22 protein-coding genes are annotated in these 25176 nt (G+C 53.5%); 18 read left to right on the top strand and 4 right to left on the bottom strand.

The annotated features are described in order from the left end of the window. Positions 1–43: 43 nt before the first annotated feature. The 7 genes from BUB22_RS16275 (at position 44) to BUB22_RS16280 (ending at position 4653) form a co-directional block, all read left to right on the top strand. Positions 44–265, top strand: a complete 222-nt coding sequence (locus BUB22_RS16275; RefSeq protein WP_139258705.1) for a hypothetical protein — start codon at positions 44–46, stop codon at positions 263–265. 130 nt (positions 266–395) lie between these two features. Next, positions 396–782 (top strand): hypothetical protein, encoded by a 387-nt coding sequence (locus tag BUB22_RS04220; protein WP_073114064.1) that lies wholly within the window; start codon positions 396–398, stop codon positions 780–782. A 27-nt stretch (positions 783–809) separates the two neighbouring features. Beyond that, positions 810–2024 (top strand): RHS repeat-associated core domain-containing protein, encoded by a 1215-nt coding sequence (locus BUB22_RS04225; RefSeq protein ID WP_073114065.1) that lies wholly within the window; start codon positions 810–812, stop codon positions 2022–2024. Between the two features lie 18 nt (positions 2025–2042). Beyond that, a complete protein-coding gene (locus BUB22_RS04230) occupies positions 2043–2501 on the top strand; it encodes a hypothetical protein (protein ID WP_073114066.1) in 459 nt (152 codons plus the stop codon). 226 nt (positions 2502–2727) lie between these two features. Further along, positions 2728–3846, top strand: a complete 1119-nt coding sequence (locus BUB22_RS04235) for an RHS repeat domain-containing protein (protein ID WP_073114067.1) — start codon at positions 2728–2730, stop codon at positions 3844–3846. Next, on the top strand, positions 3843–4241 hold the full coding sequence (locus BUB22_RS04240; protein ID WP_175547235.1) for an FISUMP domain-containing protein: 399 nt from the start codon (positions 3843–3845) through the stop codon (positions 4239–4241). The genes BUB22_RS04235 and BUB22_RS04240 overlap by 4 nt, the downstream gene beginning before the upstream one ends. Then, on the top strand, positions 4222–4653 hold the full coding sequence (locus BUB22_RS16280) for a hypothetical protein (RefSeq protein WP_139258706.1): 432 nt from the start codon (positions 4222–4224) through the stop codon (positions 4651–4653). Before BUB22_RS04240 ends, BUB22_RS16280 begins: the two co-directional genes overlap by 20 nt. Positions 4654–4750: 97 nt before the next feature. On the opposite strand, the gene BUB22_RS16615 is transcribed toward BUB22_RS16280, so the two are convergent. Further along, positions 4751–4906: a hypothetical protein gene (locus BUB22_RS16615; protein WP_175547236.1), complete on the bottom strand. Its 156-nt coding sequence runs from the start codon at positions 4904–4906 to the stop codon at positions 4751–4753. Between the two features lie 456 nt (positions 4907–5362). Between BUB22_RS16615 and BUB22_RS04245 the strand changes: the two genes are divergently transcribed. Genes BUB22_RS04245 through BUB22_RS04265 form a run of 5 tightly spaced genes read left to right on the top strand, consistent with a single transcriptional unit; the run spans position 5363 to position 14530 of the window. Continuing rightward, positions 5363–8779: an MFS transporter gene (locus BUB22_RS04245; protein WP_073114069.1), complete on the top strand. Its 3417-nt coding sequence runs from the start codon at positions 5363–5365 to the stop codon at positions 8777–8779. Positions 8780–8784: 5 nt separating this feature from the next. Continuing rightward, the gene (locus BUB22_RS04250) at positions 8785–11349 is read left to right on the top strand and encodes an NPCBM/NEW2 domain-containing protein (protein WP_073114070.1); all 2565 of its coding nucleotides are present in this window, start codon (positions 8785–8787) and stop codon (positions 11347–11349) included. Further along, positions 11346–12578 (top strand): glycosyltransferase, encoded by a 1233-nt coding sequence (locus tag BUB22_RS04255; protein ID WP_073114071.1) that lies wholly within the window; start codon positions 11346–11348, stop codon positions 12576–12578. The genes BUB22_RS04250 and BUB22_RS04255 overlap by 4 nt, the downstream gene beginning before the upstream one ends. Before the next feature lie 32 nt (positions 12579–12610). Next, positions 12611–13306: a hypothetical protein gene (locus BUB22_RS04260; RefSeq protein ID WP_073114072.1), complete on the top strand. Its 696-nt coding sequence runs from the start codon at positions 12611–12613 to the stop codon at positions 13304–13306. A 3-nt stretch (positions 13307–13309) separates the two neighbouring features. Next, positions 13310–14530: a mechanosensitive ion channel family protein gene (locus BUB22_RS04265; protein ID WP_254794628.1), complete on the top strand. Its 1221-nt coding sequence runs from the start codon at positions 13310–13312 to the stop codon at positions 14528–14530. Positions 14531–14602: 72 nt separating this feature from the next. On the opposite strand, the gene BUB22_RS04270 is transcribed toward BUB22_RS04265, so the two are convergent. Both BUB22_RS04270 and BUB22_RS04275 read right to left on the bottom strand, forming a co-directional pair. After that, a complete protein-coding gene (locus BUB22_RS04270) occupies positions 14603–15976 on the bottom strand; it encodes a GntR family transcriptional regulator (RefSeq protein ID WP_073114107.1) in 1374 nt (457 codons plus the stop codon). 75 nt (positions 15977–16051) lie between these two features. After that, on the bottom strand, positions 16052–17074 hold the full coding sequence (locus BUB22_RS04275; protein ID WP_073114108.1) for a glycoside hydrolase family 16 protein: 1023 nt from the start codon (positions 17072–17074) through the stop codon (positions 16052–16054). Between the two features lie 470 nt (positions 17075–17544). Between BUB22_RS04275 and BUB22_RS04280 the strand changes: the two genes are divergently transcribed. The 6 genes from BUB22_RS04280 (at position 17545) to BUB22_RS04305 (ending at position 22362) form a co-directional block, all read left to right on the top strand. Then, positions 17545–17820 carry a chorismate mutase gene (locus BUB22_RS04280; RefSeq protein WP_254794629.1) on the top strand — a complete coding sequence of 92 codons (276 nt, stop codon included), beginning with the start codon at positions 17545–17547 and terminating at the stop codon, positions 17818–17820. Continuing rightward, on the top strand, positions 17817–19013 hold the full coding sequence (locus BUB22_RS04285; protein ID WP_073114073.1) for a prephenate dehydrogenase/arogenate dehydrogenase family protein: 1197 nt from the start codon (positions 17817–17819) through the stop codon (positions 19011–19013). The genes BUB22_RS04280 and BUB22_RS04285 overlap by 4 nt, the downstream gene beginning before the upstream one ends. Then, positions 19013–20386 carry a 3-phosphoshikimate 1-carboxyvinyltransferase gene (locus BUB22_RS04290; RefSeq protein ID WP_073114074.1) on the top strand — a complete coding sequence of 458 codons (1374 nt, stop codon included), beginning with the start codon at positions 19013–19015 and terminating at the stop codon, positions 20384–20386. The genes BUB22_RS04285 and BUB22_RS04290 overlap by 1 nt, the downstream gene beginning before the upstream one ends. A gap of 10 nt (positions 20387–20396) precedes the next feature. Beyond that, positions 20397–21278, top strand: coding sequence for an NAD(+)/NADH kinase (locus tag BUB22_RS04295; RefSeq protein ID WP_173365429.1), 882 nt, complete (start codon positions 20397–20399; stop codon positions 21276–21278). Positions 21279–21497: 219 nt separating this feature from the next. Then, on the top strand, positions 21498–21926 hold the full coding sequence (locus BUB22_RS04300) for a hypothetical protein (protein ID WP_139258707.1): 429 nt from the start codon (positions 21498–21500) through the stop codon (positions 21924–21926). 10 nt (positions 21927–21936) lie between these two features. Further along, positions 21937–22362: a hypothetical protein gene (locus BUB22_RS04305; RefSeq protein ID WP_072811205.1), complete on the top strand. Its 426-nt coding sequence runs from the start codon at positions 21937–21939 to the stop codon at positions 22360–22362. 221 nt (positions 22363–22583) lie between these two features. Here BUB22_RS04305 and BUB22_RS04310 read toward each other — a convergent pair whose 3' ends face one another. Further along, positions 22584–25118 (bottom strand): DNA gyrase/topoisomerase IV subunit A, encoded by a 2535-nt coding sequence (locus BUB22_RS04310; protein ID WP_073114075.1) that lies wholly within the window; start codon positions 25116–25118, stop codon positions 22584–22586. Positions 25119–25176 lie beyond the last annotated feature (58 nt).

The following is a 25176-nucleotide window of genomic DNA, read 5'->3' on the forward strand; positions in this document are numbered from 1 at the left end:
TTAGATGACTGGGAATCTGAAAATTTCCTATGATTGGAGAGGTATGCCGGTTGAATTTGTCCGCGAAACTTGCACTGCGTATGGTCACTACACCGTATGCGACTCCACGAAGCTCGTGATGGCCTACGACGGCTCGGGCCGCCGCATCTCGAAGACGCGCATGCGCAAGAATGACCAGGGAGGCTACTGGTACGCCACCCTTGTGACGCACTACACGAGGCTACGATCAACTAATGGGATTGGTCGATTCTCCAGAGTTTATTGACAAGTTTAACAGCCAGATGAAAAGTAACGACGGTCCAAGGTATAATTCTTTCCCAACTCCAGAGGCTGCAGAAAAATTTGCCAAAGATATTCAGAATAGTCTAAAAAATGAAAACCAAGAGGAATAAAAAGTGAAAAAATGTGTCTTCTTTATTCTTTTGCTAGTGACTTTTACAGCAATCCATATTCTCTTTTTTGAAGACGAGAATTGCATTGATTTTTGGTCGTTTATTCCCCCCTTTGCCTTCTGGTTTGTTTTACTTGTATTCTATTTAAGCGGCGGATATGGAAGTGCACTTGCTACCCACAAAGCGTTTAAAGGAGAATACGTGATTGATTCTGAAACCGAAGAATTTGATGAAATGCTTAGAAAAAAAAAGGAAGGGGGAAATTATATTCCACGTCTAAAAAAGGAAAATAACACTATTGATCCAGAGACGGATCTTTTCGATGACATGTTAAAAACGATGAAAGAAAATCAAAACGCACATTTTTATAAAACTGATAAAAAGAATTAAATTACAATTTCCTATGATTGGAGAGGAATGCCCATAGAATTCACGCAGCAACCTTCCGGAGGTTCCAGCCATGCAACCCGCCTCGTGATGAGGTACGACGGGTCGGGCAGACGCATCTCCAAGACGGCGATGCGCATTGTTGGCGATGACGACTGGGACACGACCCTCGTGACGCACTACACGGGCATAGGCACGGAGATACGGGAATACAAGCCTGCCAACTTCACCCGCTATACGGACTCTGCGGGGGTGGAACACTGTGTTTCCGCGAACCCGGACTACGGCGGCAACGCAAGCACCGCGTGCCCCCTGCCCGACACGGTGAAGGCAGTCATCCCGCTGCCGCATGGACTCGGGCGATACGCCCTGCAGGATGTGGGCCAAGTAGACGAGAACGGCGCCCCGCAGGCATTCGAGTGGTACCTGAAGAACCACCTGGGCTCCACGATGGTCGTGTACGGGACTGGATTCCCCGACCCGCTGGGTATCTCGCCCGAGGGCGAACTGCGTGCCGCCTACGACTACCGCAGTTTCGGGGAACAGCTTGACCTGCTCGTGTTCACGCGGAAGGTGACCGAGAATTTCACGGGCAAGGAACGGGACGATGAGACGCAACTGGACTACTTCGGCGCACGCTATCTCGACCCCATGCTGGGAAAGTGGATTTCCGTGGACCCGAAGAGGCAATTTGCCAGCCCGTATCTGTATGCCGGGAATGGCGTGAATCCTGTTAATGGTTTCGATTCTGATGGATTACTTTGGGAGTATGCTCAGAATTCTGGAAAATTGACTTATATTGATGATAAAACAGGTGTTAGAACTTTGAAAGCTATTGGATATGCTGGAAAAGGGTTGGGCAAGAATAATGCGAATTGGGATAATATTCGAGGAGGAAAAAATATTCCGAATTCTGGCCCATTACCTGCGGGTAAATATACTTTTGGTCCGATGATTGAGAACTATATAACTTCCAGAGGTGTTTCTTTGCCTTTTACTATGCAATTAATTCCGGATCCAGAAAACGAAATGTTTGGAAGGTCAGGCTTTTTGGCACATGGGGATAATTCTACGCATACAGCATCAGATGGGTGTTTGATATTTGATCGTGCGATGCGTAAGGCTATAGATGAAAGCGGGGATCGTGCTTTGCAGGTTGTTCCTGATGCCGTGGAAGATATGGACCCGGAATGGTTTGGCTCTGGAAATGTTACTGTAGGTGATCCTATTATTGAACAAGAATAACTTTGGAAGGATTCTGTAATGAGGCTTTTTATACTTTTATTGTTCTTTGCTTTATCGTACGGTTTCTCAAACGATAATAAAAAAAGAGAAACTTTAACTATTGAAAAGAAAATTAATGACAGAACCATATCGATTGTGCTAAAACATAAGAAGAATAAAAAGCGGAATATTTGCTTTTATGATGATTTTTACACCCCTGAATGGGGGTTGGAGTCTCTTTTAATAAAAGTGGATAACAACATTATTTTTACTAAGTTAGACTTGCTCTATTGCTTATTACAAGATGTTTCTGATATATCTATTTCATATAAGAATGAATATTATGTGATGGATGTGAGTGGAGGCGATGGTGCTTATGGAAATTTTTGGGAACTCTGGTTTGATGATAAACGAATAAAGAAGACTATAGTTTTTGCTGATGCTGAGAAAACAGATACAACCGCTATAATAATTCATAAAGAAGTTGTTTATAATTAATATGATTATTTAATCCTTTATCAATATAGAATGAATAATGTTGTCTTTCCCTCAAAGGTCGCTTCGGCGGCCTTTTTCTATACGATTCTGAAGACAATCTTGTCGATGACAAATACTTGTGAGGTGAGAATTGCAAGAATGCACTTGTGCATTTTATTGCCGAACCGTAGTGTATTGCGCTTTGCACAATTCCAAGGAAATAAAAAATTCCTATGATTGGAGAGGTATGCCTATCGAGTTCACACAATATCCTCCGCACGAGAATACGGGAGTATCCGGTGATACTTTGTACAAAATGGCGATGGCGTACGACGGTACGGGCAGGAGGATTTCCAAGACCCGCTGGGCGAAGGCGCAGGGCGACGAGGGCTGGTCACGCAAGCACGTGATGCACTACACGGGCATCGGCACGGAGGTGCGCGAAAACTTCGCCGGGCCCGCGAAAGAGACGAAGGTGGTTGTGAACATGCCGCAGGGCCTCGGCCGCTACGGCATCGAGGACGCCGACCACGCGGCGGAAAGCGGCTCCGCGCAGACCTTCGAATGGTTCCTGAAGAACCACCTGGGTTCCACCATGCTCGTGTACGGCACCGGCGGCACTTCCGGTGGCCTGAAGTCCGCCTACGACTACCGCAGTTTCGGTGAGATGATTGAATTGACGCCTCCGCCAACCGGCAAGGTGACGGAGAACTTCACCGACAAGGAGAAGGATGACGAGACCGAGCTGGACTACTTCGGCGCGAGATATCTCGACCCGATGCTCGGAATGTGGATTTCTGTGGACCCGATGAGGCAGCATTTTTCCCCATATACATATGGAAACAACAATCCTATTGCAAGAATTGATCCTGATGGAAATGCTGATTTAAGAATGGCGGTATTTTATAACAGAGATCAAAATGGAAAAGTCTTGCCTCCAAACTTAAAACAAGATGTGGATAGGGCCCTTTCCGGAGCCTTGAATCCTTGGTATGATACTTATGAGGTGAAATACTTTGGAGAAAATGCTTCCGCTGAGGAAATTAGCAATTTTATAAATGGAGGCGATTTTGGTGCAATCGCCATGCACGGTGAAATAGATGCGGATGGTATTTTTATCGCTCATGATATGGATGGAAACTATATAGATGCATACGATCTTAAATTTAACGTTAAAACACTGTTAGGAGCATGTCATTCCGAAGCCTTTATTAGATTTGAAGATGAAACAGGAAATCTTGTTGCCCCAAAATATGATGAAAATGGAATGACGAAATCTTTTGTCGAGTCCATAAACTTCTTAATTAATAATTCAGATACAAAAAATCCGTATCGTATTGACATTATGGGAGGGATAAAAGATTGAAATGGTTCTGTTTTATGGTAGCGTGCATAACAAATGCGGTGGCTCAATCGTATTATTATAATGCATATGAAGATTTTTTTGTAGATGAAAGGGATGGTAATATATATCATATATTTGAAACAGATTCGTCTAAGTGGTTTGTTGAAGATCTTCAGTATATTCCGAAAGCCACTGTTTGGACGAATGTAAAGAATGGAGAGTTATACTGTGAATCTAATCTTAATTTGGAAAGTATCGCAACTGACGAAAGTGGTTTTTATTTAAACAATTTGCAGAAAATTTCAATTGAAAATTGTCGTAAGGTTTATTACAAATGGGATTTGGCTATGAATTCGTGCCCACAGGGGTGGCATTTGGCAAGAACAGAAGAATGGCTTGAAATGTCTGCCTTTTAAAAAAAAATATCCCTTTTTGCAAAATGTTGTTTTTTTTGATTATCCCAAATATTTCGTTAGTTATAATTATGGAAAAGAAAAAAACAAATTTGTAATGTATGACTATTTATCAATGTGGTGGCGTGCTGATCTGGATGTTAAATGGAAAAAAAATACTCGAGCTAATGTAACTCATTTTCGAAACAAAAAAGTTGAGATAAAGAAAAATAGCCCGAGAGGAAGTGCTTTTTGGACTTATAATTCTACTAAATCATGGAAACTCCTGCCGGCTCGATGTGTTGAAAATAAAGAGGGAATTGATTACTCCATCAATATACCCAAAATTGATACATCTTCATCAATAAAATATGGACATGGGGTAAAGACAAAATCAAACAAAGTATCAGAATTAAGATTAGATCAACTGATGTAGTTGTATAAAAGGACGTTTAACCTAAAAGAATGTAAACTTCTCCCATTTTTCCTGTAAACTCATCAACCTGCAATTGGCCGAAAGATAGTTCATTTGGCTAAATCTTCGCTGCTTTGAGAATAGAGTGGGTTGCCTTGGCCTTTTTAGACAGGTCAAGTTTTCTGCTCGCCTTCAGCATTCGGTTCGCTTTCTTCACGAAGCGGTCTGCCGCAGCATTTTCTAAAACAGGTAATGGACGAATTGCTAATGCCATATCCTAAATATAACTATAATCCATTTTAAAGTCAATTCAAATTTCATAATCAATGCTTTTGTTTCTGCATGATTCGGAGGAAAATCTTATCGAGAGCATATCCATCTGCATGAAAATTTCCTATGATTGGAGAGGTATGCCTATCGAGTTCACACAATATCTTTTGCCAGAGAATACGGGAGTATCTGGCGATACTTTGTTCAAAACTGCCTAGGCCACGTTGATCAAATTAAGCTAAAACTTGGAATTTCGGGAAGACTCGCAAGTCTCTTTACTTGACTCTGGTTACGCCCTGCGGAGTTTCCAAGAACTCGGCTTGGAGTGAATTTCCTATGATTGGAGAGGATTTCTACGGGCATACCTCTTTAATTATAGGAAAAATTTGTTCGGCCTTTGCTATATTTACCATGAGGGAAGGCGCAGGCCTTGCCGGATTGGATATATAAAGGAATAAAGATGAAAAAGGTCGAAGGCTTTTTCTCGTTTTTTGGTTTGGCTTTTACGCAGGTGGCGGTCTCTACCGCGATTATTGCCTACACGGAACTCGTCCTTAGCCGCATGGGGTATACGGCTACGGGTTCGTGGCAGTTCTACGTGCTGCACCTGCTGTTCCTGTTGCCCTGCGTGCTGCTGCTGACGCCTGCGGGTTTTATGTCGGACAAGCACCCGAAGGAACGGGTGCTCCTGTGGACGACGGTGCTTTCGGTTCTCCCGCTGGGGTTGTTCGGTGTCGGTGTGTACCATTCTTGCCTGCCCATGATGTTTGCTGGTGTCGGGCTTTTCTTTGTGCTGCAGGCGTTCCAGAGTCCGGCAAAGAACGGCTACATGAAGGAACTGATAGGGGTGCGCTTCCTTGCCAGCGGGAGCGGGACTCTCATGATAGTCACGTTCTGTGCGATGTTCTTTGCGGGCGTGTCGCTTGCGTTTGCCGTTCGCGAGAACCTGGTCGAGCCCGTGCTCTATTCGCTCGGCGCACTGCAGGTTCTGGGGTTGATTTTTGCAATCCGGCTCCCGTCTATCGGCGCCTACGATGAAACACTGAAATTCCCCTGGAAGCAGTTCCTTACGTTTAAGTACGCGCGCCGCAAGATGGCGAAGGCGTGGAAGAACCGGGCGCTCCGCCAGTCGATTGTCGGGCAGGCGATGTTCTGGGTCATGATATTCCTGATGGTGTTCGTCATCCAGGACCAGTTCAGCTCGGGCTCGCTGTTTACGCAGGATGCCCTTGCGAACTATGCCATTTTCGGTACGGGCATCGGGCTTGTCGCGGGCTTCTGGTTTGCGATGCGCATGTCGAGGAACTTTATCGAGATGGGGCTTATCCCGATGGGTACCGCAGGGGCTTCCATCCTCATATTCATCATTCCGCTGATTCCGCGCCCGTATAATGCCATCGCGTTCGCGCTTCTCGGGTTCTGTGGCGGCATCTTTGCGCTCCCGATGTTCGCGACGATGCTCTACAATACCAAGCCCCGTTCCGCGGGCCACGTGCTCTCGCTTTCGAACGTGGTGCAGAACCTGAGCATTCTCGTTTTCGATATTCTCGCGATTGTCGCCATCCGTTACTTTGCTGTCGACCGGATGAGCCTGTTCTTTATCCTCGGCATCGTCTGCCTTGTGGGTACGGTGTGGGCGCTGTGGGCCATGCCTCAGACGCTTTTGCGCCAGCTATTGCGCTCGGTGCTCTCTATGCACTACCGCTTCTTGGTGACGGGCGTGCAGAACATTCCGTGGGAAGGCCCGGTGCTCCTGGTGGGTAACCATATCTCGTACATTGACTGGGCGATTATCCAGATGGCAAGCCCGCGCCCGATGCGTTTCGTGATTACGCGCAGGCCTTTTGAGAAGTGGTACGTGAAGCTGTTGCTTTCGCAGATGGAAACGATTGACCTCGATATCTCGAACCCTGCTCCCGCGATGGAGGAGGCGAAGAAGGCCTTGCTGCGTGGCGAAGCCGTGGTGATGTTCCCGGAAAACGCGATGACCTCGACGGGCAACATGAGCCGCTTCCGCCTGGACTACTCGTCCGTTGTGAAGGATGTGCCGCGCCTGAAACTGTTGCCGTTCTACGTGCAGGGGCTGTGGGGGAGTAGCTACTCCATGGCTGATGCCGGCTTCAAGGACATGGTGCATAGCGGTGGCCGTATCATTTCTGTCGCGTTCGGCAACGAACTCCCGCTCGATTCCAACCCGATGATGGTGAAGCGCGCGGTGCAGGAACTCTCGATTACCGCGTGGACGAGTTACATCCGCAAGTTGCGCCCGGTGGCATCTGCCTGGATTCGCACGGTGAAGCGAGTCGGCAGCGGGCCCTCCGTTTATAGCCCCGACGGCAACCACCTTTCGGCAAACGCGCTTGCGACGGCGGCGCTCTCGTTTGCGGGCATGATCGAGAAACTCACGAAGGGCGAGAAGCAGGTGGGCGTGCTTATTCCGCCTTCCGGCCCGGGAATCATCGTGAACATGGCCTGCCTCATCAGGGGCAAGACTGTCTACAACCTGAACTACACGAACACGCCCGAGACGATGGACTACTGCTGTGGCGTGGCCGAAGTGAAGACGATTATTACGGCCCGCGTGTTTGTCGAGAAACTCAAGCAGAAGGGCCTCCCGATGGAGAAGTTGCTCGACAAGTACAAGGTCTACTACATGGAAGACCTGAAGGGGCAACTGCACAAGTCGACGCTCGTGAAGAACTTCTTGCGCGTGATGCTTTTGCCGGCATGGTACCTGGAGCTCCGCTTCTTCAAGAAGGTGAGCCTTGATGACGTGGCGACCATCATCTTCAGTTCCGGTTCCGAGGGCCGCCCGAAGGGGGTGGAACTCACGCACCTGAACCTGATTGGCAATATCAAGCAGTGCGAAAGCGTGCTGCTGCCGACCGCGGAAGACGTGTTCCTGGGTTCGCTCCCGCTGTTCCATGCGTTCGGGTTCTCCATCACGACGATGCTGTGCCTTGTGGAAGGCGTGCCGGTGGCGACCTGCCCCGACCCGACGGATGCAAGGCTCGTGTCTCGCATGTGTGCCCAGTTCAAGGTGAGCATCATGGTGGCCACGGGCACGTTCCTGCGCATGTGGGGCCTGAACCGTGCGGTGCACCCGCTGATGTTCTCGCATGTGCGTAGCATCTACGCCGGCGCCGAGAAGATTCGCGAGGATGTGCGCCAGCTTTACCGCAACAAGTTCAAACTCGAGATTTTCGAGGGGTTCGGCTGTACGGAAACGACTCCGGTGGCGGCGGTGAACACGAAGGACGTGCTCATGGACGACTACAAGACGGTTATCGAGGGCAACAAGCCCGGTACCGTGGGCGCTCCGCTGCCCGGAACGCAAATCCGCATCGTGGACCCCGATACCATGGAAGAACTCGCCGTGGGCGAGGATGGCCTGATTTTGATTGGCGGTGCGCAGATTATGAAGGGCTACCTGAAGGACCCGGAACGTACGGCACAGGCGATTGCGGTTATAAACGGCAAGCGCTGGTACAAGACGGGCGACAAGGGCCACGTGGACGAGGACGGCTACCTCACGATTGTGGACCGCTACAGCCGCTTCGCAAAGCTTGGTGGCGAGATGGTGAGCCTTGGGTCGGTGGACTTCAAGATTTCGGAATGCTCGCTGTTCGACGAGATTGACCACTTTGCGGTTGCCGTCCCGGATGGCAGCAAGGGAGAAAAGATTGTGCTCGTGTATGCGGGCGATAAGTCCGAAGACGAGGTGAAGGACATGCTCAAGCAGGTGGGCCTCCCGCCGCTCATGCTTCCGGGTGCCGTCGTGAAGGTGGATGAACTCCCGAAACTCGGGAGCGGCAAGAGCGACGTGCAGACCGGCAAGAGAATTGCCATGGAACGCCTTGGAATTTCAGCAAACTAGTTATTATGAAAAAGAAAGAGAAAACTGTTACTGTAGAAGAAAAGATTGAACAGAAGTCGGTGACCACGTCCCTGCGCGAGTGGGTGGCGTCGCTCAGCCTGGGCAAGCCGCAGGCGGTGATGCTTGCGACCACGGTCGCCGTGCTGGTCGCCGCGTTCCTCATATTCAACAACCTTTCCGTTTCGTACGCGCGCCGCTGGGATATCGATTGGGGCTACTATGCGATACTCTCGACGTTTGTGCTGTTCATTGCGGGCGTGGTGGTAAACGTACCGTTTATCGCGAAGCATATCCGGGAGTTCTTGCCGAGCGGTAAGGCCTTTTGCGGGCTCGCCATCCTGATGATTATTTTCTCGGTGTTCGTGTTCGGGAACATCAGCAATACGCACCGTGTACTGAGCGACGAGACCAGCTGGGAATCGATGGGCCTGCAGATGTACTTCCAGCATACGGGCGGCATCTGCAACGAGGGCGTTTGGACGGATGGAGTCCTTGATTGCAAGAGCGAGGTGAACAACTTCAAGGGCAAGGCACTCGGGTTCGTCTACTCGCTCGTGTTCAACTTCATGGAACCGACGCGCGATACTGCGCTCAAGGTGAACTATCCGTTCTACCTGTTGAGCCTGCTGGCGTTCTTCCTCGCGCTGTCGAAGTGGTTCAGGAGCGATAAACTGGCACTGGCTGCAGTCGCCTTCCTGGGAGGCATGCCTATATACCTGCTCCAGTCGCGCTCTGCATCTACGGAAGTGCTCTACATTTGCCTGCTGACCTTCCTTATGGCCTGGTATGCTTTTGTGCCTGCGAACAAGGTAACTTGGAAACATTTCTTGCTGACGGTGCCGCTGCTCGGTTTCTTTGCGCAGACCCGCCAGGAGACGGTGTTCGCGTTCATTCCGTTCGCGCTCTACTACTACCGCTACTTCCTCGAAAAGCCATACCGCCTGCCGGCCTTTGTTGCCGCCGTGATTGCGGTGAGCTGGCCCAGCGTGAACAACATGGCGGCCTATCGCGGTTACGACTTCCAGGGCGGGGAACATGCGGCCCATTCCTTCGATAACCTGTGGTTCAACCTGAAGACGAATATCCAGACGATGATGAACCTCGATGTCGACCCGGCTTTCGGCGGCATCATGGTGAACCCGTTCTACACGACGTTCACGGTCATCTTGCTCGTGGCGACTGTATGGCTCCTGCTCCGCATGGTTGTATTCCGTCGTTACGTGCGCGGGTTTATCTTGGGCATTTTCTTCTGCCTCCAGATTTTCGTCATCATGTTCAACGTGTCGGGAACGTTCACGATTGATATCAACCAGCGCTACGTGCTGGTGGCGCTCCCGCTGTTTGCGCTCCTGATGGCGCTTGGCCTGTACGACGCGCTCCTCTTTGCGGGTTCGCGCCTCTTCAAGTCCAAGATGCAGCGCGATGCCGTCGCCGGAATCGTGATGGGTTTTGCCTGCCTCCTTTCGCTCGGGCTCATGTTCTACCATGCTCCCAGCTACAAGAGCAACATGCTCTACTACAAGAACAAGTTGCTGGGCGAAGAGGACTTCTTGAACACGGAACTCGCGAAGTTGCCCGAAAATTCAATCTACATCTATGCGAGGCCGTGGCAGATGCTTGCCCAGGGGCATAGCGCGTTTAGCGAACGCACTTTCGAGGGCTGGAGTACCGACGTGTTTGCCTCGTGGATGCAAAAGTCGGGCGGAAACATCTACCTGGTGCGCGGCCAGGATGGCTACGGCAAGGTAAACCGTGACAGCCGCGTGGTGGGCTTCAAGACGACCGACCAGATTGACAAGATTCTCGATAGCTACAAGCACGAGCGCATCTTGGTGGATGCGAAGCGCTTTGGCTATCCGCTGGTTATATACAAGATAATTTCGAAGAAGGGCGTTTCGCAGTACGCGCAGAACTTCATGGTCTCGGACGAGAGCGAGGGGATTATCGTGCTGAACAAGCGGTTCCCGGAATCGATTGCCTGCGACTACTCGCTGAACGGCGAAAAGCAGGGCGAGATGCTTGTGACGGTGCCTTCGGATTCGCTCCGTATGGATTCAACGAAGATTCACCCGGGTATGAACCGCGCGATGTTCGTGTGCTCGATGCCCGATGGCGATACGTCTGTGGTTTACCGCGACTTCTTCCGCGAGAGCGAGAACGTCGTGCTGCTTTCGAGCCTCAAGATGGGCCGTTTCTCGCAGGAGTGGGGCGACCCGCAGATGAACGAGTCGGTAGAACACCACACGCTTACGCTGGATGGCGAACCTTTCCGCTACGGTATCGGGAGCCACGCGAATTCGAGTATCGACTTCACGTTGCCCCGCGGGTTCGACGTGCTGCATGCGGTTATCGGGCTTGATGACGAAAGCGCCTGCGGTGATGGCGTGTACTTTATCGTGTCGGGCGACGGCCGCGAAATCTTGCGCTCCAAGAGGCTCTACTCGATGGAAAAGCAGGCGATTGACGTGGACGTGAAGGGCGTGCGTCAGCTGAACCTGAGCATCGACATGGCGGGCGAGAAGAACTGCGACCACGGCGACTGGGCGAACGCCTGGCTGGAGGCTAGGTGAAAATCCTGGTAGCCCCTCTTGATTGGGGCTTGGGGCATGCGACGCGTTGCGTGCCCGTTATCCGGGAGTTCCTTGCCCAGGGAGCCGAGGTGGAACTTGCCGTAGTGAAGGCGAATGCCGGGTTTTTCCGCGAGGTTTTCCCGGAACTACGCCAGCGGGTGGCGCCGGGCTACAACGTCGTGTACCCGAAATATGGCTTTAACATGGCGCTGTGGCTCCTGAAGAACAGCGCACACCTGAATGCGGTGATGCGTTACGAGCATCGCTATGCCGAAGAGATGGTGGAACGTCACGGCTACGACGTGCTATTTTCGGACAACCGTTTTGCATTCTTTTCGAAGAAGGCTTATAGCGTGTATATGACGCACCAGCGGCGGATTGCGTTCCCGCCCGCGCTTGCTGCATTTGAAGGCGTAGGCATCCGCTGGCACCGTGCCCGCATGAGGAATTTTGACGAGGTGTGGGTGCCCGATGTGGAAACTGCACCCGGATACGCGGGCGCGCTTTCGCACTTGCCGGCGCGTGGCCAGCAGGTTACGGGCGGTGTCCGTGATTCGCGCGGAGAGCGGGCCTCGTTCGGGGTGGGCGGTGCGCCTGCGGTCAGGTTCGTCGGGCCGCTCTCGCGATTTGACGCGCCTTGTTCCGGCGCCTCTCGGGTCGCGGGCAGTTTAAATGCGCACGAGTTGCCTGCGGGCGGTTTAAAAGCCGGCAGTTTAAATGCGGGCAAGTATCGGGTCATTGCCGTTATTTCGGGTGTCGAGCCTGCCCGTACGCAGTTCGAGAACCGCCTGCGCGATATTCTGCGAGATGTTCCGGGAGAACATTTGATGATTCTGGGCAAGCCGCAGGCCCCCCGCAGACACTGGACCGAAGGGAATATCGAGTTCGTGACGCACCTGCCTACGGGTGAATTTGCCCGCGCGGTAAGGGATGCCGACTGGGTGATTAGCCGTGGTGGCTATAGCACCGTAATGGACATGGCCTACCTGGGCGCAAAGTGCATATTTGTCCCGACTCCGGGGCAGTACGAGCAGGTGGTACTCGCGCGCGACCTCGCCACTGCAGGCTATGCGGTCAATATTCCTGCGAATCGGCTTTCGGTAGAATCGCTTCTCGATGCCTTCAAGGGGAATGTCGCGCTCCCTCGGCCACAGCAGGCGGGCGTGCTCGAAAATGCGGTAAAGGACTTGTTTTCGCGCGTGGGCGATAAAATCTCGCGCAGGCGATAAACGTTGATGCCCCTTCGGGCAGAGGAATGGATATGAATAGGTTTGTACTTGCTTTCCCGATTCCTGTCGCAGAGACGGAACCCTTCAAGATAACGGACGTCGTCTCGGTGGGGGCCGATGCGAAAAACTTGCTCGTGCCCGGTTGCAATGTGCGTTTTGATGTTGTACGTAATGCCCCTGCGGCTGGTCTCTCCGATATTTTCAAGGAACACAACGAGATTTCTGCGGAAGAGGCGAGTGCAATCGATTCGCACAAGTCGCTGCTGTTTTTGTTGGGCTCGCTCAAGAGTGCCGATGAACTGCGCATGGTGAATGCCGCCATCCTCAAGGTGCTTGCCGCGGGTGCGACCGGCGTGTATATGCAGCAGTCGGGTACGGCGTGGGCTGCGGACGCTTTCCGTGAGGAACTCGGTGATGCGGAATTCCCGATGGACACGTGGATCAACTTTATGGAAAGTGCGGACGTGCTCTATACGCTCGGGCTGGAGGTGTTTGGCCTGCCGGATTTGTGTATTTCGCGCACGAACGGGGCTCAGGAAGATTTGGAGAATATCCTTTCTGTTGTCGCAGACTCGATTTTTGTGGATGGGGTCTCATCCAAGTCGGGAACGGAAGTCGATGCGGGCGATGCCGGCGTGTTTACGCTCCGTGCAGAAACAAAGAGCCCCTTCGCGAAGGATGCTCCCGAGTTCAACCGCCAGGGAATCATGCGTTTAGTGAGAAAGTAACCTATGAATAAAGTGCACGATTTTGCCACGCAGGTGGAAAACCTTCAGATGGACAGCGAGTTCTTCCATTTTGGAATCGTAGTCCTTTCGATTGCGATTATTTTCCTCGCGATTTATGCCCTCGTAATGCCGATAATGAAACGCTGGTCGAAAAAGAGTCTGAGCGCGTTGAACAAGATTCTTGTGGAACGCCATCTGGCTTCGCGCCTTTTGCAGGTTATCCCGGCGACGGCGTTCTCTGCCGCGGTCCAGAATGTTCTTGACCCGAGTACGTGGCTTTTCGAGGTGTCTTCGAGGATTGCGAACATCTGGTATACGCTGCTTTCGTTTGCGATTGCGTGCTCGATTCTTGACGTGATTGAGCATTTTAACGGCATAAACGAACGCACGATGAAGCGCCCTCTGCACGGTATATTCCAGGCGATAAAGGTCTCGCTGTTCTGCCTTGCCGCGATATTCATCGTGAGCCAGTTGACGGACAAGAGCCCGGTTATCATCTTCTCCGCTCTCGGTGCTATGGCGACCGTGCTGATGCTCATTTTCAAGGATTCTATTCTGGGTGTAGTTTCGGGAGTACAGATAAACTTGTCCGACCTGCTGCGAAAGGGCGACTGGATTGAAATTGAACGCCACAATGCCGACGGTACGGTCATGGACATTACGCTTACCTCGGTGAAGGTGCGCAACTGGGACAACACCATCTCGGTTATCCCTGCATACGACCTCATTACGAATTCGTTCCGCAACTGGCGCGGGATGCAGGATTCCGGCGTGCGACGCATCAAACGTGCCATGTATATTGACCAGAAGACGGTCCGATTCCTCACTCCGGACGAAATTGCTAGTTTATCTAAAATAAAGATTCTTGCTCCGTACCTGGAGGCTAAGATTCACGAGATTGTGGGCGAGGAGTCCAAGGCGGGCCTGTTGGGAATCGCACAGGGTTCTGGCAGCCCTGATATGCTCAATGCCCGGCACCTCACGAATATCGGCACGTTCCGCGCCTACTGCACGGCATACCTGCGTTCACGCAAGACAGTCGCGCAAGACATGACGCTCATGACGCGCCTGCTGGAGCCGACCCCGCTGGGCCTCCCGCTGGAAGTTTATGCTTTCGCGAATACGACCGTGTGGGAAGATTTCGAGGGAATCCAGGCGGATATCCTGGACCACCTGATTGCGGCCATGCCGGAATTCGGGCTGGAACTCTACCAGCGCCAATAGTTTTAGGGCTGCTTCGTCATCCTCGCGGCCTGTGCTGAGTTTTGTCGAAGCAAGGCGAGGATCTGTACTGATTTATTTCTCTACGACCTGGCCCAGAATCTGCTGGACCTTCCGCTGCATCCGGAAGGCATCGGTGTTTGCGATGCTGTAGAACATGTGGTCTACGAGCGCCTGCGTGTTGAAGTCGTAGGAGGGAAGGCGCAACATGTAGCTTTCTGCGGAATTGTCGAAGGAGTACAGCGGGCCGAGTTTTTCGATTCGGCCCTCTTCCTGCATTTCGAGGAGCGCGCTTGCCACGTCGTCGTTCACGCAGACGATTGCGACCTGCTCGTAGTCGCGGTTCTTCATGAGCGAAACCATCTTCTGCTTCAAAAGTTCGCGGGCGTAAACCTCGACCGAGAACTTTTCCACCTTGCTGCGCGCAATCTGCTTGTAGTCCCACGGGCTTGCAAACTCGCTGTCGGTGTAGTCGATTACGGAAAGCCCTGCGTCGCGTAGCCCCTGCAGGCGGTCTATGGACCACGAACTGTTGTGGTAGGGCGAAAAGTAGGCCACCTGGTTTATCCCGTGGGCGATAAGGAACTTGCCCATTTCTTTCCCCGGGGCTGTCCCGAAGGTGGAATTGAAGAATGTCCAGTTTTCTTTCTGCAGGTACCTGAGCGGGATATCTTGCAGGGGCTGCTCCCACCAGACGGCGATAGGGTAGCGGATGCCCGCGAATTGTTGCATCAGCTTTAGCGGCTGCATTATAAGGAGCGTCGAGAGGATTGCTCCCACGGCGTTCGGGTAGTCCGCGAGTTTGCGGGTCTTGCCGCTACGGTCGATGAGCTTGCCGCTGTTCTCGTTCATGCCAAGCAATATGAGCTTGTAGTTGTCTGCACCCGCCTTCTTGTAGACCATGCGCAAGAAATCCATTTCGCGTTCGCTTTCGGCGGTAAAGCCGCCCCAGCTGTTGCATCGCGTTACGAATATGATTTCGCTGAGCGATGCGGGCTGCTCGTTCTTGCTATTGCGAATAAAGCTGTAGTGCCTTCCGGAACGGGCCAGCGCGCCCTTTTGCACCATCGCGTTCAGGAAGTTCCGGAGAATCGCCTGCGAAACGTTGTAGCGCTGTGCGAGTTCCTTCATGAGCGGGAGCGGTTCGTCGATGCGGAATGTGCCGCGGTCCCAGTCCTCGCGGAAGAGGCGCTCCACCTTGTCGTAGGCGCTTTCCCTGGCCTGCGGTGCGGGGTGCCGTTCGTAGATTTTAGCGACTCCGCCCGATGTCCAGAAGCATCCCTTGCCCTGGATGCGGCATATTTGCGATGCTTTCTCTAGCATCTTGAGCGCCGACTGCACTGTGCTCGAGGAGACGCCGTAAGCCTTCATGATTTCGCGTACGCTCGGGAGCCGATCGCCGTCGTTGTGGGGGATATCCTGGATTATCTTTGCCAGTTCTTCGCGCATGCCCATAAAATAACAAAAGTCCGCGCGGCGCGAAGCTGCACGGACCTTTGTTGTTTGGAGTGATTAGGAGAATTTCTAGTACTTGAAGTTCACGCGGTAGCGGTTGATTTCCTTCACGTGGGCGCCCTTCGCGTTCACGATGCCGCGGACTTCCTTCGGCTGCATCTGCGGGGTGCGAACCTGCTGGATGGCCGTAATGGGCTCGCTGGAGGAGGACATCGGCGGGATAAACGGCTCGCTGCTGCTGGAGGATTCCGGCGGCGGGGTAACGCTGCTCGAAGAAACAGGGGCGGGCTCGTTGTCTTGCGGAACCTGTCCGTTGAAGGACTCCTGGCCCTTGCGGGTGAGGGCGAGAATCAGCATGCCGTCCTTGGAGTAGATGTTGTTCGGGGTCAGGTCGACACGGTTGCCGTCGAAGGTCCAGTTGCCCTTGCTCCAGCGGCCGGAATCGAACGAGTCGAAATTGTCGGTCCAGTCGAGCGTGAAGTCGCTGCCGTTTTCGCCCCGGCCCGGAGTGTACTTGTAGACCTTGACCCAGTTGATGAACTGGAAGAGCGGGAGCTTGGACTCGTCGAACTGACCGACCCAATCGGCGCTTTCGGAAGACCAGATGTTGAAGCGGAGGCCCTGGGTTCCAATCAGGTTTTCGACCTGGTTCTTGTTGTCGCCCTTTTTGGTCCTGCGGACTTCTTTCCCGTCGAGGGTCCAGCTGACGTAATCGGGGGTCCATTCGAGGCCGTAGGTGTGGAAACCCTGGTCGGCAGCCGGGCTTACCGAGTGATGCTTTTCGCTGGTAACCTGTGCGCCGGCCTTGCCGGTAATGATGTTGGACTGGAAACTGTTGGGGTTCTTGCCGAGCACTTCGATATCGACTTCGACCCAACGCTGGGCGCTGGCCTGTTCGGAGCCGTTCTGGTAGAGGAACATGGAACTCACGGTTCCCGATGCGGCGGCCATTTTCATGCGGGCTTCGAATTTCCCGTAGGTGTATTCTTCATTGGTGTAGAGTTCTGCGCCGCTGAAATCCTTTGCGCTGAGGGTAGATGCCATGGCTAGTACCGCCAATGTTCCAGTGGTGAGTGTTTTTAGAATGCTCATAATCATCTCCTGCCCATACACAAGAAGTAAAATAGATTCGATTTGTGGGGTGCGCAATGGTGTGAAGGTTGTAAATGAATGAGGTGTATCAAGTGTGCTGAGTTCGGGGCTGGTTCGGGCTGAATTTTGGGGTGCGAGGAACGCGAAAATGGCGAAATTGGGTACCAAATGGAGTGTTTTTTGGGGTGTTTAGTCCCCATTTTGTTAGTTTGTTTGCTAAAAATATTAGTTTGTAATAAAAGAACGGAGCGTAAAACGCATGTTTTTGGCCTGGAAATAGCCAGATACCATCCTTTCGCTGGCTTTTTCGGAAAAATAGTGTTACTTTGTTCTAAAAATTGGGTACTAAAAGTGCGAAAAAAGGGGTGTTTGGTACCCATTTTCGGCAAAATTGCCTCTATGTGGCGTGCGCAGGCATAAAAATACCCTCATTTTCTAAAAATTACCCTCAATTTTCTATCTTTCGGCACATGGATTCCCACATGGAAATAGACGATTGGCGCAAGCGCATCGATGAACTTACCGATACGATTATCTCGCTTTTGAACAGGCGGGCGGAATTCGCGATGGAGATTGGCAAGCTCAAGAAAGAGAAGGGCCTGCCGGTATTCGACGCTGCCCGCGAAGAGGCGGTGCTAGCCGCTGTCGCCGAGAAGGCGGTAAAGGCGGGTGGACCGCTCCCGCCGGAATCTATCGTGAATATTTTCCGCACGATTATGGAAGAGACCCGCAAGGTGGAGGAATGATGAAGCGGATTGCCTTGGTGGGTTTTGGACTTCTGGCAGGTTCTATTGCTTCTGCGCTCAAGCAGGCGAAGCGCCCGACGGTCATACGCGCGGTAAGTTCGCCCGCGACGCTCAAGCGTGCCCGCGAGTTGGAACTTGCGGACGAGTTTTTTGAATACGCGCAGGTGGAAGAATGGTCCCGCGACTGCGACCTCATTTTGCTGTGTGGCCCGATTCTGCATATTTTGAAGACGATTGACGCGCTTTCGCATGTTTCTTGGGTCAATGAGAAATTAAACGGCGCCGCGTGCCTCGTGAGCGATATCGGGAGCACGAAGGTCGAAATCTGCAGGGCGGGTTTCAAACTGCCGGCCCCGTTCAAGTTTGTGGGCAGCCATCCGATGGCGGGTTCCGAGAAGCGCACCTGCGAATACAACGACCCCGCTATTTTCGAGAACGCCTACTGGTTCGTGTGCCCGCCCGAGGGAACTGCCGAAAGCGTTTACGCGCCGCTCCTGGAACTTGTGAAGTTCCTCGGCGCCTCCGCAGTAGTTTTCCCGTCGGAGCACCACGACCGCACCATGGCGTGGGTTTCGCACATGCCCCAGATGCTCAGTTCTACTCTGGCGGCAAGCATCCCTGACCGCCTGCTCGAACACAACTACCAGCACTATGCGGGTCGCGCATTCCGCGACATGACGCGCATTGCGGCAAGCGGGTGGGCGATGTGGCACGATATTGCAGTCACTAACCGCGACGAGACGGTGCGTGCCTTGACCGAGGTGCGTGATGGCGTGAACGCGACAATCGAGGCGATGCAGAAACTCGACGTGGTAAAGGACGGCAGGCCTGCGGGTGGTTCGTTCGATGCGACCCGCGGTTCGGTAGCCGGTGGGAAATGCGCCGACCGTTCCGATTCGCTGGAAGAAATTTTCAAGGCGGGCAACGAGGGCCGTGCGAGCCTGTTCGCTCCTGGCCGGAACGCCGCTGCCGCATTCTTCGAGATTACGGTGCCGCTCAAGGACAAACCGGGCGCGCTTTTGAGCGTGTTGCATCCGCTCGCCGAAGAGGGACTCAACATCCGCGACATTGAACTCATGAAGGTCCGCGAGAACGTAGCGGGCACATTGCTGATTGCCTTCAAGACCGAGGACGAGGCCGCCCGCGCGGTCAAGCTGCTCCGTTACCTGGGTTACGAAGTTAAGGAACGATAATGGAATTTGCGTTGAATCCCGACAGGGAACGGATGGACCTTACGCTTTTGATGGGCCTGTTGGTAAACGGGCGCACCGTGCTCGACGATTTTGCCTGGGCTAGCGGTTCAGAACGTTTTGCGCAGGCCCTCGCCGAATTCGGGCTCCGCTATGAACTGCACGGGCACCAGCTGGTGCTTGACGGCAGGGGCTTCCAGTATGCGCTCCCGTCGATGCTCCCGTATGATTTTCCGGAGCAGGAGAACGTCCTTTTGTGGACGCTCGCAAGCAAGGATTCCGAGCAGGTCTATACGCTTGCAGCCGAACCCGACAGGGACGGCATCGAGAAGATTGTCGCCGTGAAGGCGATGCTCCTCAAGTATTTCAAGGTCAATGTCGAAACTGATGCTCCCGCGAAGTTCGTGTTCCGCTTTGCGCCCGAAGAACCCGCGCTCAAGAAGGATTCGCTCGGTAACGTGCCGTTTATTATGCGCAACAGGGTGCTGCTCCGCACGCTGGTGCGTGGCGAGTACGTGAGCTTCGAGGAACGCTCGCTCGTTCATGACCAGTGGACGAAAATGCTCATGTACTTTGGCGTGCCTCTCCGTTACGAGGGGCGCGGCATGGAGCAACTGAGCGAGTTCGAACGCCGCCTGATGATGGCGCAGGGCAAGAAGATTGAACGCACCCAGATGACGGAACTTGCGGAAACCCGCGTGATTACCGGGCGCGATTACTACGTGCCGGGCGATACGACCGAGGCGACGGCATTTGCCTTGCTGACGACCATCGGCAAGGTGCCCAAGGGCAATGTGGTAAAGCTTTTGAACGTGGACCTGAACAGCACCCGTGCGGGGGCGCTCACTTGCCTCAAGCGCATGGGCGCGAACATCGAGACCGTAACCCGCAGGGAAAAGTTCGGCGACGTGTACGGCGATGTGGAAATTTACCCGATGGAAGCGGGCAAACGGCTACAGGGCAGGCGCTTTGGCGAAGACGCCATCGCGACGTCGCTTTCAGATTATGCGTTCCTCGCGGTGGCGGCGTGCTTTGCCGAGGGCGAAACCATCCTCCGTATTCCGAAGGAAATTCGCTCCGAGATGCGCGTGTCAAACGACTTCTTGGCAGAAAACCTGCGGAAGACCGGCGTGGAAGTCGGCGTGTACGATGACGGGCTCGTTATTCGCGGGATGGAAACCATCGTGAACGGGAGCGACTTTGACGGCGGAAATTCACCCGAGGCGGGGCTTGCGCTTGGTGTGCTTTCTATTGCCCTCGAGAACGATGAACCCGTCAAGAATGTTGACGCCGTGGAGGCTATGTTCCCGGGAGTTGTCGAAAAGCTGAAGCAGGTGCTTGTCTCCGAGGCTCCCGCGAACGAGGGCAAGGAATAGGGGGAGGATCATGAAGAAGTTTTCGAAAATCGGAATCGTCGGTTTCAAGGACAAGAGTGCTGATCTCGCGAACGCTCTCGACCAGATTGCGGATTGGGCCGCGACGCACCCGAAGGTGGAATTCTTTGCGCTTGATTCCCTGAAGGGGCTTGCCAAGAAGCCGATTCACGTGATCAAGGAATCCGGGCTTTCGCGCATGGACCTGCTTCTTGCTATTGGCGGGGACGGTACGGTGCTTTCTGCCGCGCATATCGCGCTCGGGCATAACATTCCCATACTCGGAGTGAATGCGGGCCGCGTGGGGTTCCTTGCCGAAAGTCGCGTGGAAGGCCTTGCAAAGACGCTCGATGACTTGCTTGCGGGTGACTTTTCTACCCGCGAACGCATGATGATTGACGCAGTCGTTTATCGCGGTCGCAAGGTGGTCGCAAAACAAACGGTCTTGAACGAGGTCCATGTCCGCGCGCACATGCCTGACCGCATGGTGAACGTGAACGTGGCCTACAACGGCACGTGCCTTACCGAATACTGGGCTGATTCCCTGCTGGTTTCTACACCGACGGGTTCTACCGCCTATAACCTCGCGGCGGGTGGCCCTATCATCCACCCGAGCACTCCTGCCGTCGTGCTCACGCCCGTCGCTCCTAGCAGTCTCTCCGTGCGCCCGCTCGTGCTTTCGCTTACCGACAAGAAGCTTGAAATTGTCTCTGCGGTGGAGCGCCCGCTTGACCTCGTGTTCGACGGCCGCACCGCCTACGAGATGAAGGTGGGCGAGAAGGTCGTGCTGAGCGAGTGCAAGGCCGTGACGACGTTTATCCGCATGCGCCATACCGGATTCGTGGGCGCACTCCGCGAGAAGTTAGGCTGGACTGGTAAACCGCGTCTCGCATAATCCTGAATATTCATAGAGAATGTTTGCTCTGAGGTGCACTCCGCACGCTCTAATGCGACCGCTCGTTCGTCATCTCAGATGAAGAACCTCCGTTTTCTCACTCGCTTTCGCCATCACGACTCGTTGATACGAGTCGCTTTTGGCTCACACTCACACTTCGTTCCAGTGTTCTCTTTGCGAAGTGTTCCACTATGCTAAAAAAATACTATATTCAGTTATATGAAAATCCTGCGCTCTTTGTTATATGTCTTGTTGATGGCTTTCGTGTGCCATGCCGGTGAGGTTGCCGACAAGCAGATGGATAAGGTCGAAAAATTCCTTAAGAAGTCCAAGTACAAGGAAGCCGCAACGGCTCTGTTGGACTATGGCTTGAACATGGCTGACGAACAAAAGGTAGTGGGAGTTACGCAGTACGCCGGGTATTTCGAGAAATTTGTCAAGCAGCACGGCAAGGTGCTGAACCATACGAAACTGCGTACGCGCCGCCTGTCCAAGGCCTATGACGAGACTGTTTACCAGATCAACTGTGAAAAATCTGCGTGGCTGATTGTGATAAAGGAATACGTATCGCCAAACGGAAAAAGCGAGTTCAGTGAATTGCGCGTGTTGACCGAGGAAGACGTATTCAAGTATTATGATAAAAAATAAAGGAGAAACAATGAAAATCAAGGCTGTAATTTTTTCCCTGTTGCTCTGCTCTTTTGCATTTGCGGGCCCGCATTCCAGTGAATGCGTCAAGGCGATGGTCGATCACCTGAAAGCAGATAAGTACGACAAGGCCTTCGATGCCGTGCTCGACGATAGCCCCTTCCTCAAGGGCAACGTGAACGTTTCGAACCTCAAGATGCAATACGCTACGATATTCCAGAATATCGCGGCGCAGTACGGCAAACCCGTGGGTTTCGAGATTCTTGGCACGAAGACTGTCGGAACGCTTGAACGTACCGGGTTCCTTATCCAATGCGAAAAGAACGCCTGGGTTATCGAGGTCTTTGAATACAACAATCCCGTTTCGAAGAAGCAGTACATTGTCGATTTCAAGATTGTGGGCGAGGAAGATGCCTTCGCCCGCTACGGCCTGTAATAGCTGTTGTGAGGCCTGTGGCTGGCGCAATCATTGACTAGAAATTGAAAATTCCCGCGGGTTGCCTGCGGGGATGACAAAAGCCCGCGGTTTGAACCGCGGGCCTTTTCTCCTTCGTCACACCGCAGTCGCGAAGCGACAAGAGTGTCCATGGATGCCCTTGTCTCGCCACCGGCTCGACTTCGGCATGACGTTCCCGCGTCACACCGAAGCTTTAAGCCCTAGAACAGCGTCGGGTCTTCGGGCTCGGCGCCAGCGTCGTCGCTCGTGCCGTCGTCGAAAGTATCCGGCGGAGTGATGCGGCTCGTGCGCTTGACCTTCTTGGCAGTGAACTTGCTGCCGAGCGCCTTGTAGCTCTTGATGTCGGCGACTTCTGTGAGGTCGAGTTCTTCCTTCTGGACTTCGCGGCCCACCTGGTATTCCATGAGCTGGCGTGCGTCCTCGGTGGCGAAGAATTCAATCATCTGCGAATCCTTGTGGTCGCTGATGAGGCTGAATTCTGTCGTCATGGGGCAGCCTTCCAGGTTGAAGCGCTTCACCATGTAGTTGAAGTTCCCGCCCTCGAAGTAGAGCACGGTAAATACCTGCGCGGGGTCGAACTTGTGGACGTATTTCACGCCGGTACCCACGAGAATCGGGTCGGCCATGTCGTGCACGCGAGCCGTACCGTTCTCCTTCACGATAAGGATCTTGTCCTTCTCGCCGAATTCGCCGATGCGTTCGCCCTTCTTCTGCGTGCTGATGAGGCCGCTGGGGGCATCGAAGTAGAGCACGCGCGCCCCGAGGGTGCTTACGCCCTTGCGGATGCGCTTGACGCTCTTGACCGGGTACTTGGTGACGATGTTGCCCATCGCGCCACGGCCCTTCACCTCAATGGTGCTGAAGTCCACTTCGAAGTTGAGCTTGGTGCGCGGGCGCGGCTTGAGCGTCACTTCCACGACTTCGGCCTCGCCGTTCATGTTGCTGGAAAGGTAAAGCAGGCGGCTACCGGGCTTGTTCTTGCCCATAAAGTAGTCCTTGTCGCGGGTCACGCCGCCCACGTTGAAGCGCTTGATGTAGGCCGTGCCTTCCTTGCCGTCCTGGTGGATGACGTTGTAGATATGGCGTTCGTCGTCCTTGTTGAACTTCTCGACAAGCACGATGTTCTTGCCCACGAAGTCCTTGTCGGAGACCTTCACGACCTTGAAGCTGCCGTCGGCCTTGAACACGATGAGGTCGTCGTACTCGGAGACGTCGAAGAGGTATTCTTCCTTCTTCATGCCTGTGCCGAGGAAGCCTTCCTTGCGGTTCACGTAGAGCTTCTGGTTCGCGAGAGCCACATGCACGGCGCTCACCTGGCCGAATTCCGCAATTTCCGTCTTGCGGTCGCGACCTTCGCCGTACTTCTTGAGGATATTCTTGAAGTAGTTCACGGCGTAGTCGGTGAGGTGTTCCTTGTTGTAGTTCACTTCCTCGATTTTCTTGTCGAGTTCTTCGAGGAATTCGTCGGCCTTCTTGCGGTCGAAACGGCTGATACGGCGGACCGGGATTTCGGCAAGTTTGAGGATTTCCTCGCGGGTCACTTCGCGGCGGAGCTTGCGCACGTAGGGCTTCAAGCCTTCGTCAATCAATTGGACCATCTCGTCGTGGGTCTTTGCCTTCTTGATGACCTCGTAGACTTCCTTCTCGATGAAGATTTTCTCGAGGCTCGTCATGTGCCACTGGTCCTGCAGGTGCTTGAGCTCGTTGTCGAGTTCCCAGTCCAGGAGGTGCACGGTGTGGTCGGTGCTGAGTTTCAGAAGTTCGGTCGTGTTGCTGAAGCGCGGCTTCTTGTCGATAATCACGCAGCTGTTCGCGGCAAGTGTCGTCTGGCAGTCGGTAAACGCGTAGAGCGCATCCATCACGACTTGCGGGTCGGAACCGGCTTGCAGGTGAATCTGGATTTCCACGTTTTCGGTGGTGTGGTCCACAATCTGCTTGATCTTGATTTTGCCCTTGTCGTTGGCCGCCACAATGGAGTCGATAAGGCTATCCGTGGTAGTGCCGAAGGGAATTTCGCGGATGACGAGCGTCTTGTTGTCGAGCTTCTCAATTTTCGCACGGACCTTGAGACGTCCGCCGCGTTCGCCGTCGTTGTATTCGCTCACGTCGATGATGCCGCCCGTGTAGAAGTCCGGGTACAGCGTGAACTTGCGGCCGCGCAGGTAGTCGATGCTCGCCTGGCACAGCTCCTTGAAGTTGTGGGGGAGGATGGTGGTGGAAAGGCCCACCGCGATGCCGTCCACGCCCTGGGCCAAGAGGATCGGGAACTTCGCGGGGAGGGTCACCGGTTCCTTGGAACGCCCGTCGTAGTTCGGAATCCATTCCGTAGTCTCGGGGTTGAACATCACGTCGAGCGCAAATTCGCTGAGCTTGCCTTCAATGTAACGCGGGGCGGCTGCCTCGTCGCCCGTAAGCGGGTTACCCCAGTTACCCTGCGGCTCGATAAGCAGGTTCTTCTGGCCCATGTTCACGAGCGCCGTGTAGATGGAAGCGTCGCCGTGGGGGTGGTAGTGCATGGTGTCGCCCACGATACCCGCCACCTTGTGGAAACTGCCGTCGTGCATCTCGTACATGGTATGCAGAATGCGGCGCTGCACCGGCTTCAAGCCGTCCTCGAAGTAGGGCACGGCGCGGTCGAGAATCGTATAGCTCGCGTAGTCCAGGAACCAGCCGTTGTACAGCTTTTCCAGGTGGTTTACGTTCGAAAGTCCTAATGTTTTCTGTTCTTCGTCCATAATTAGTTGTTAGTCATTAGTCAATAGTTATTGGCAATATCTTTCGTCTATCGTCTTT

The organism is Fibrobacter sp. UWCM, from assembly GCF_900129735.1.
Classification (GTDB): domain Bacteria; phylum Fibrobacterota; class Fibrobacteria; order Fibrobacterales; family Fibrobacteraceae; genus Fibrobacter.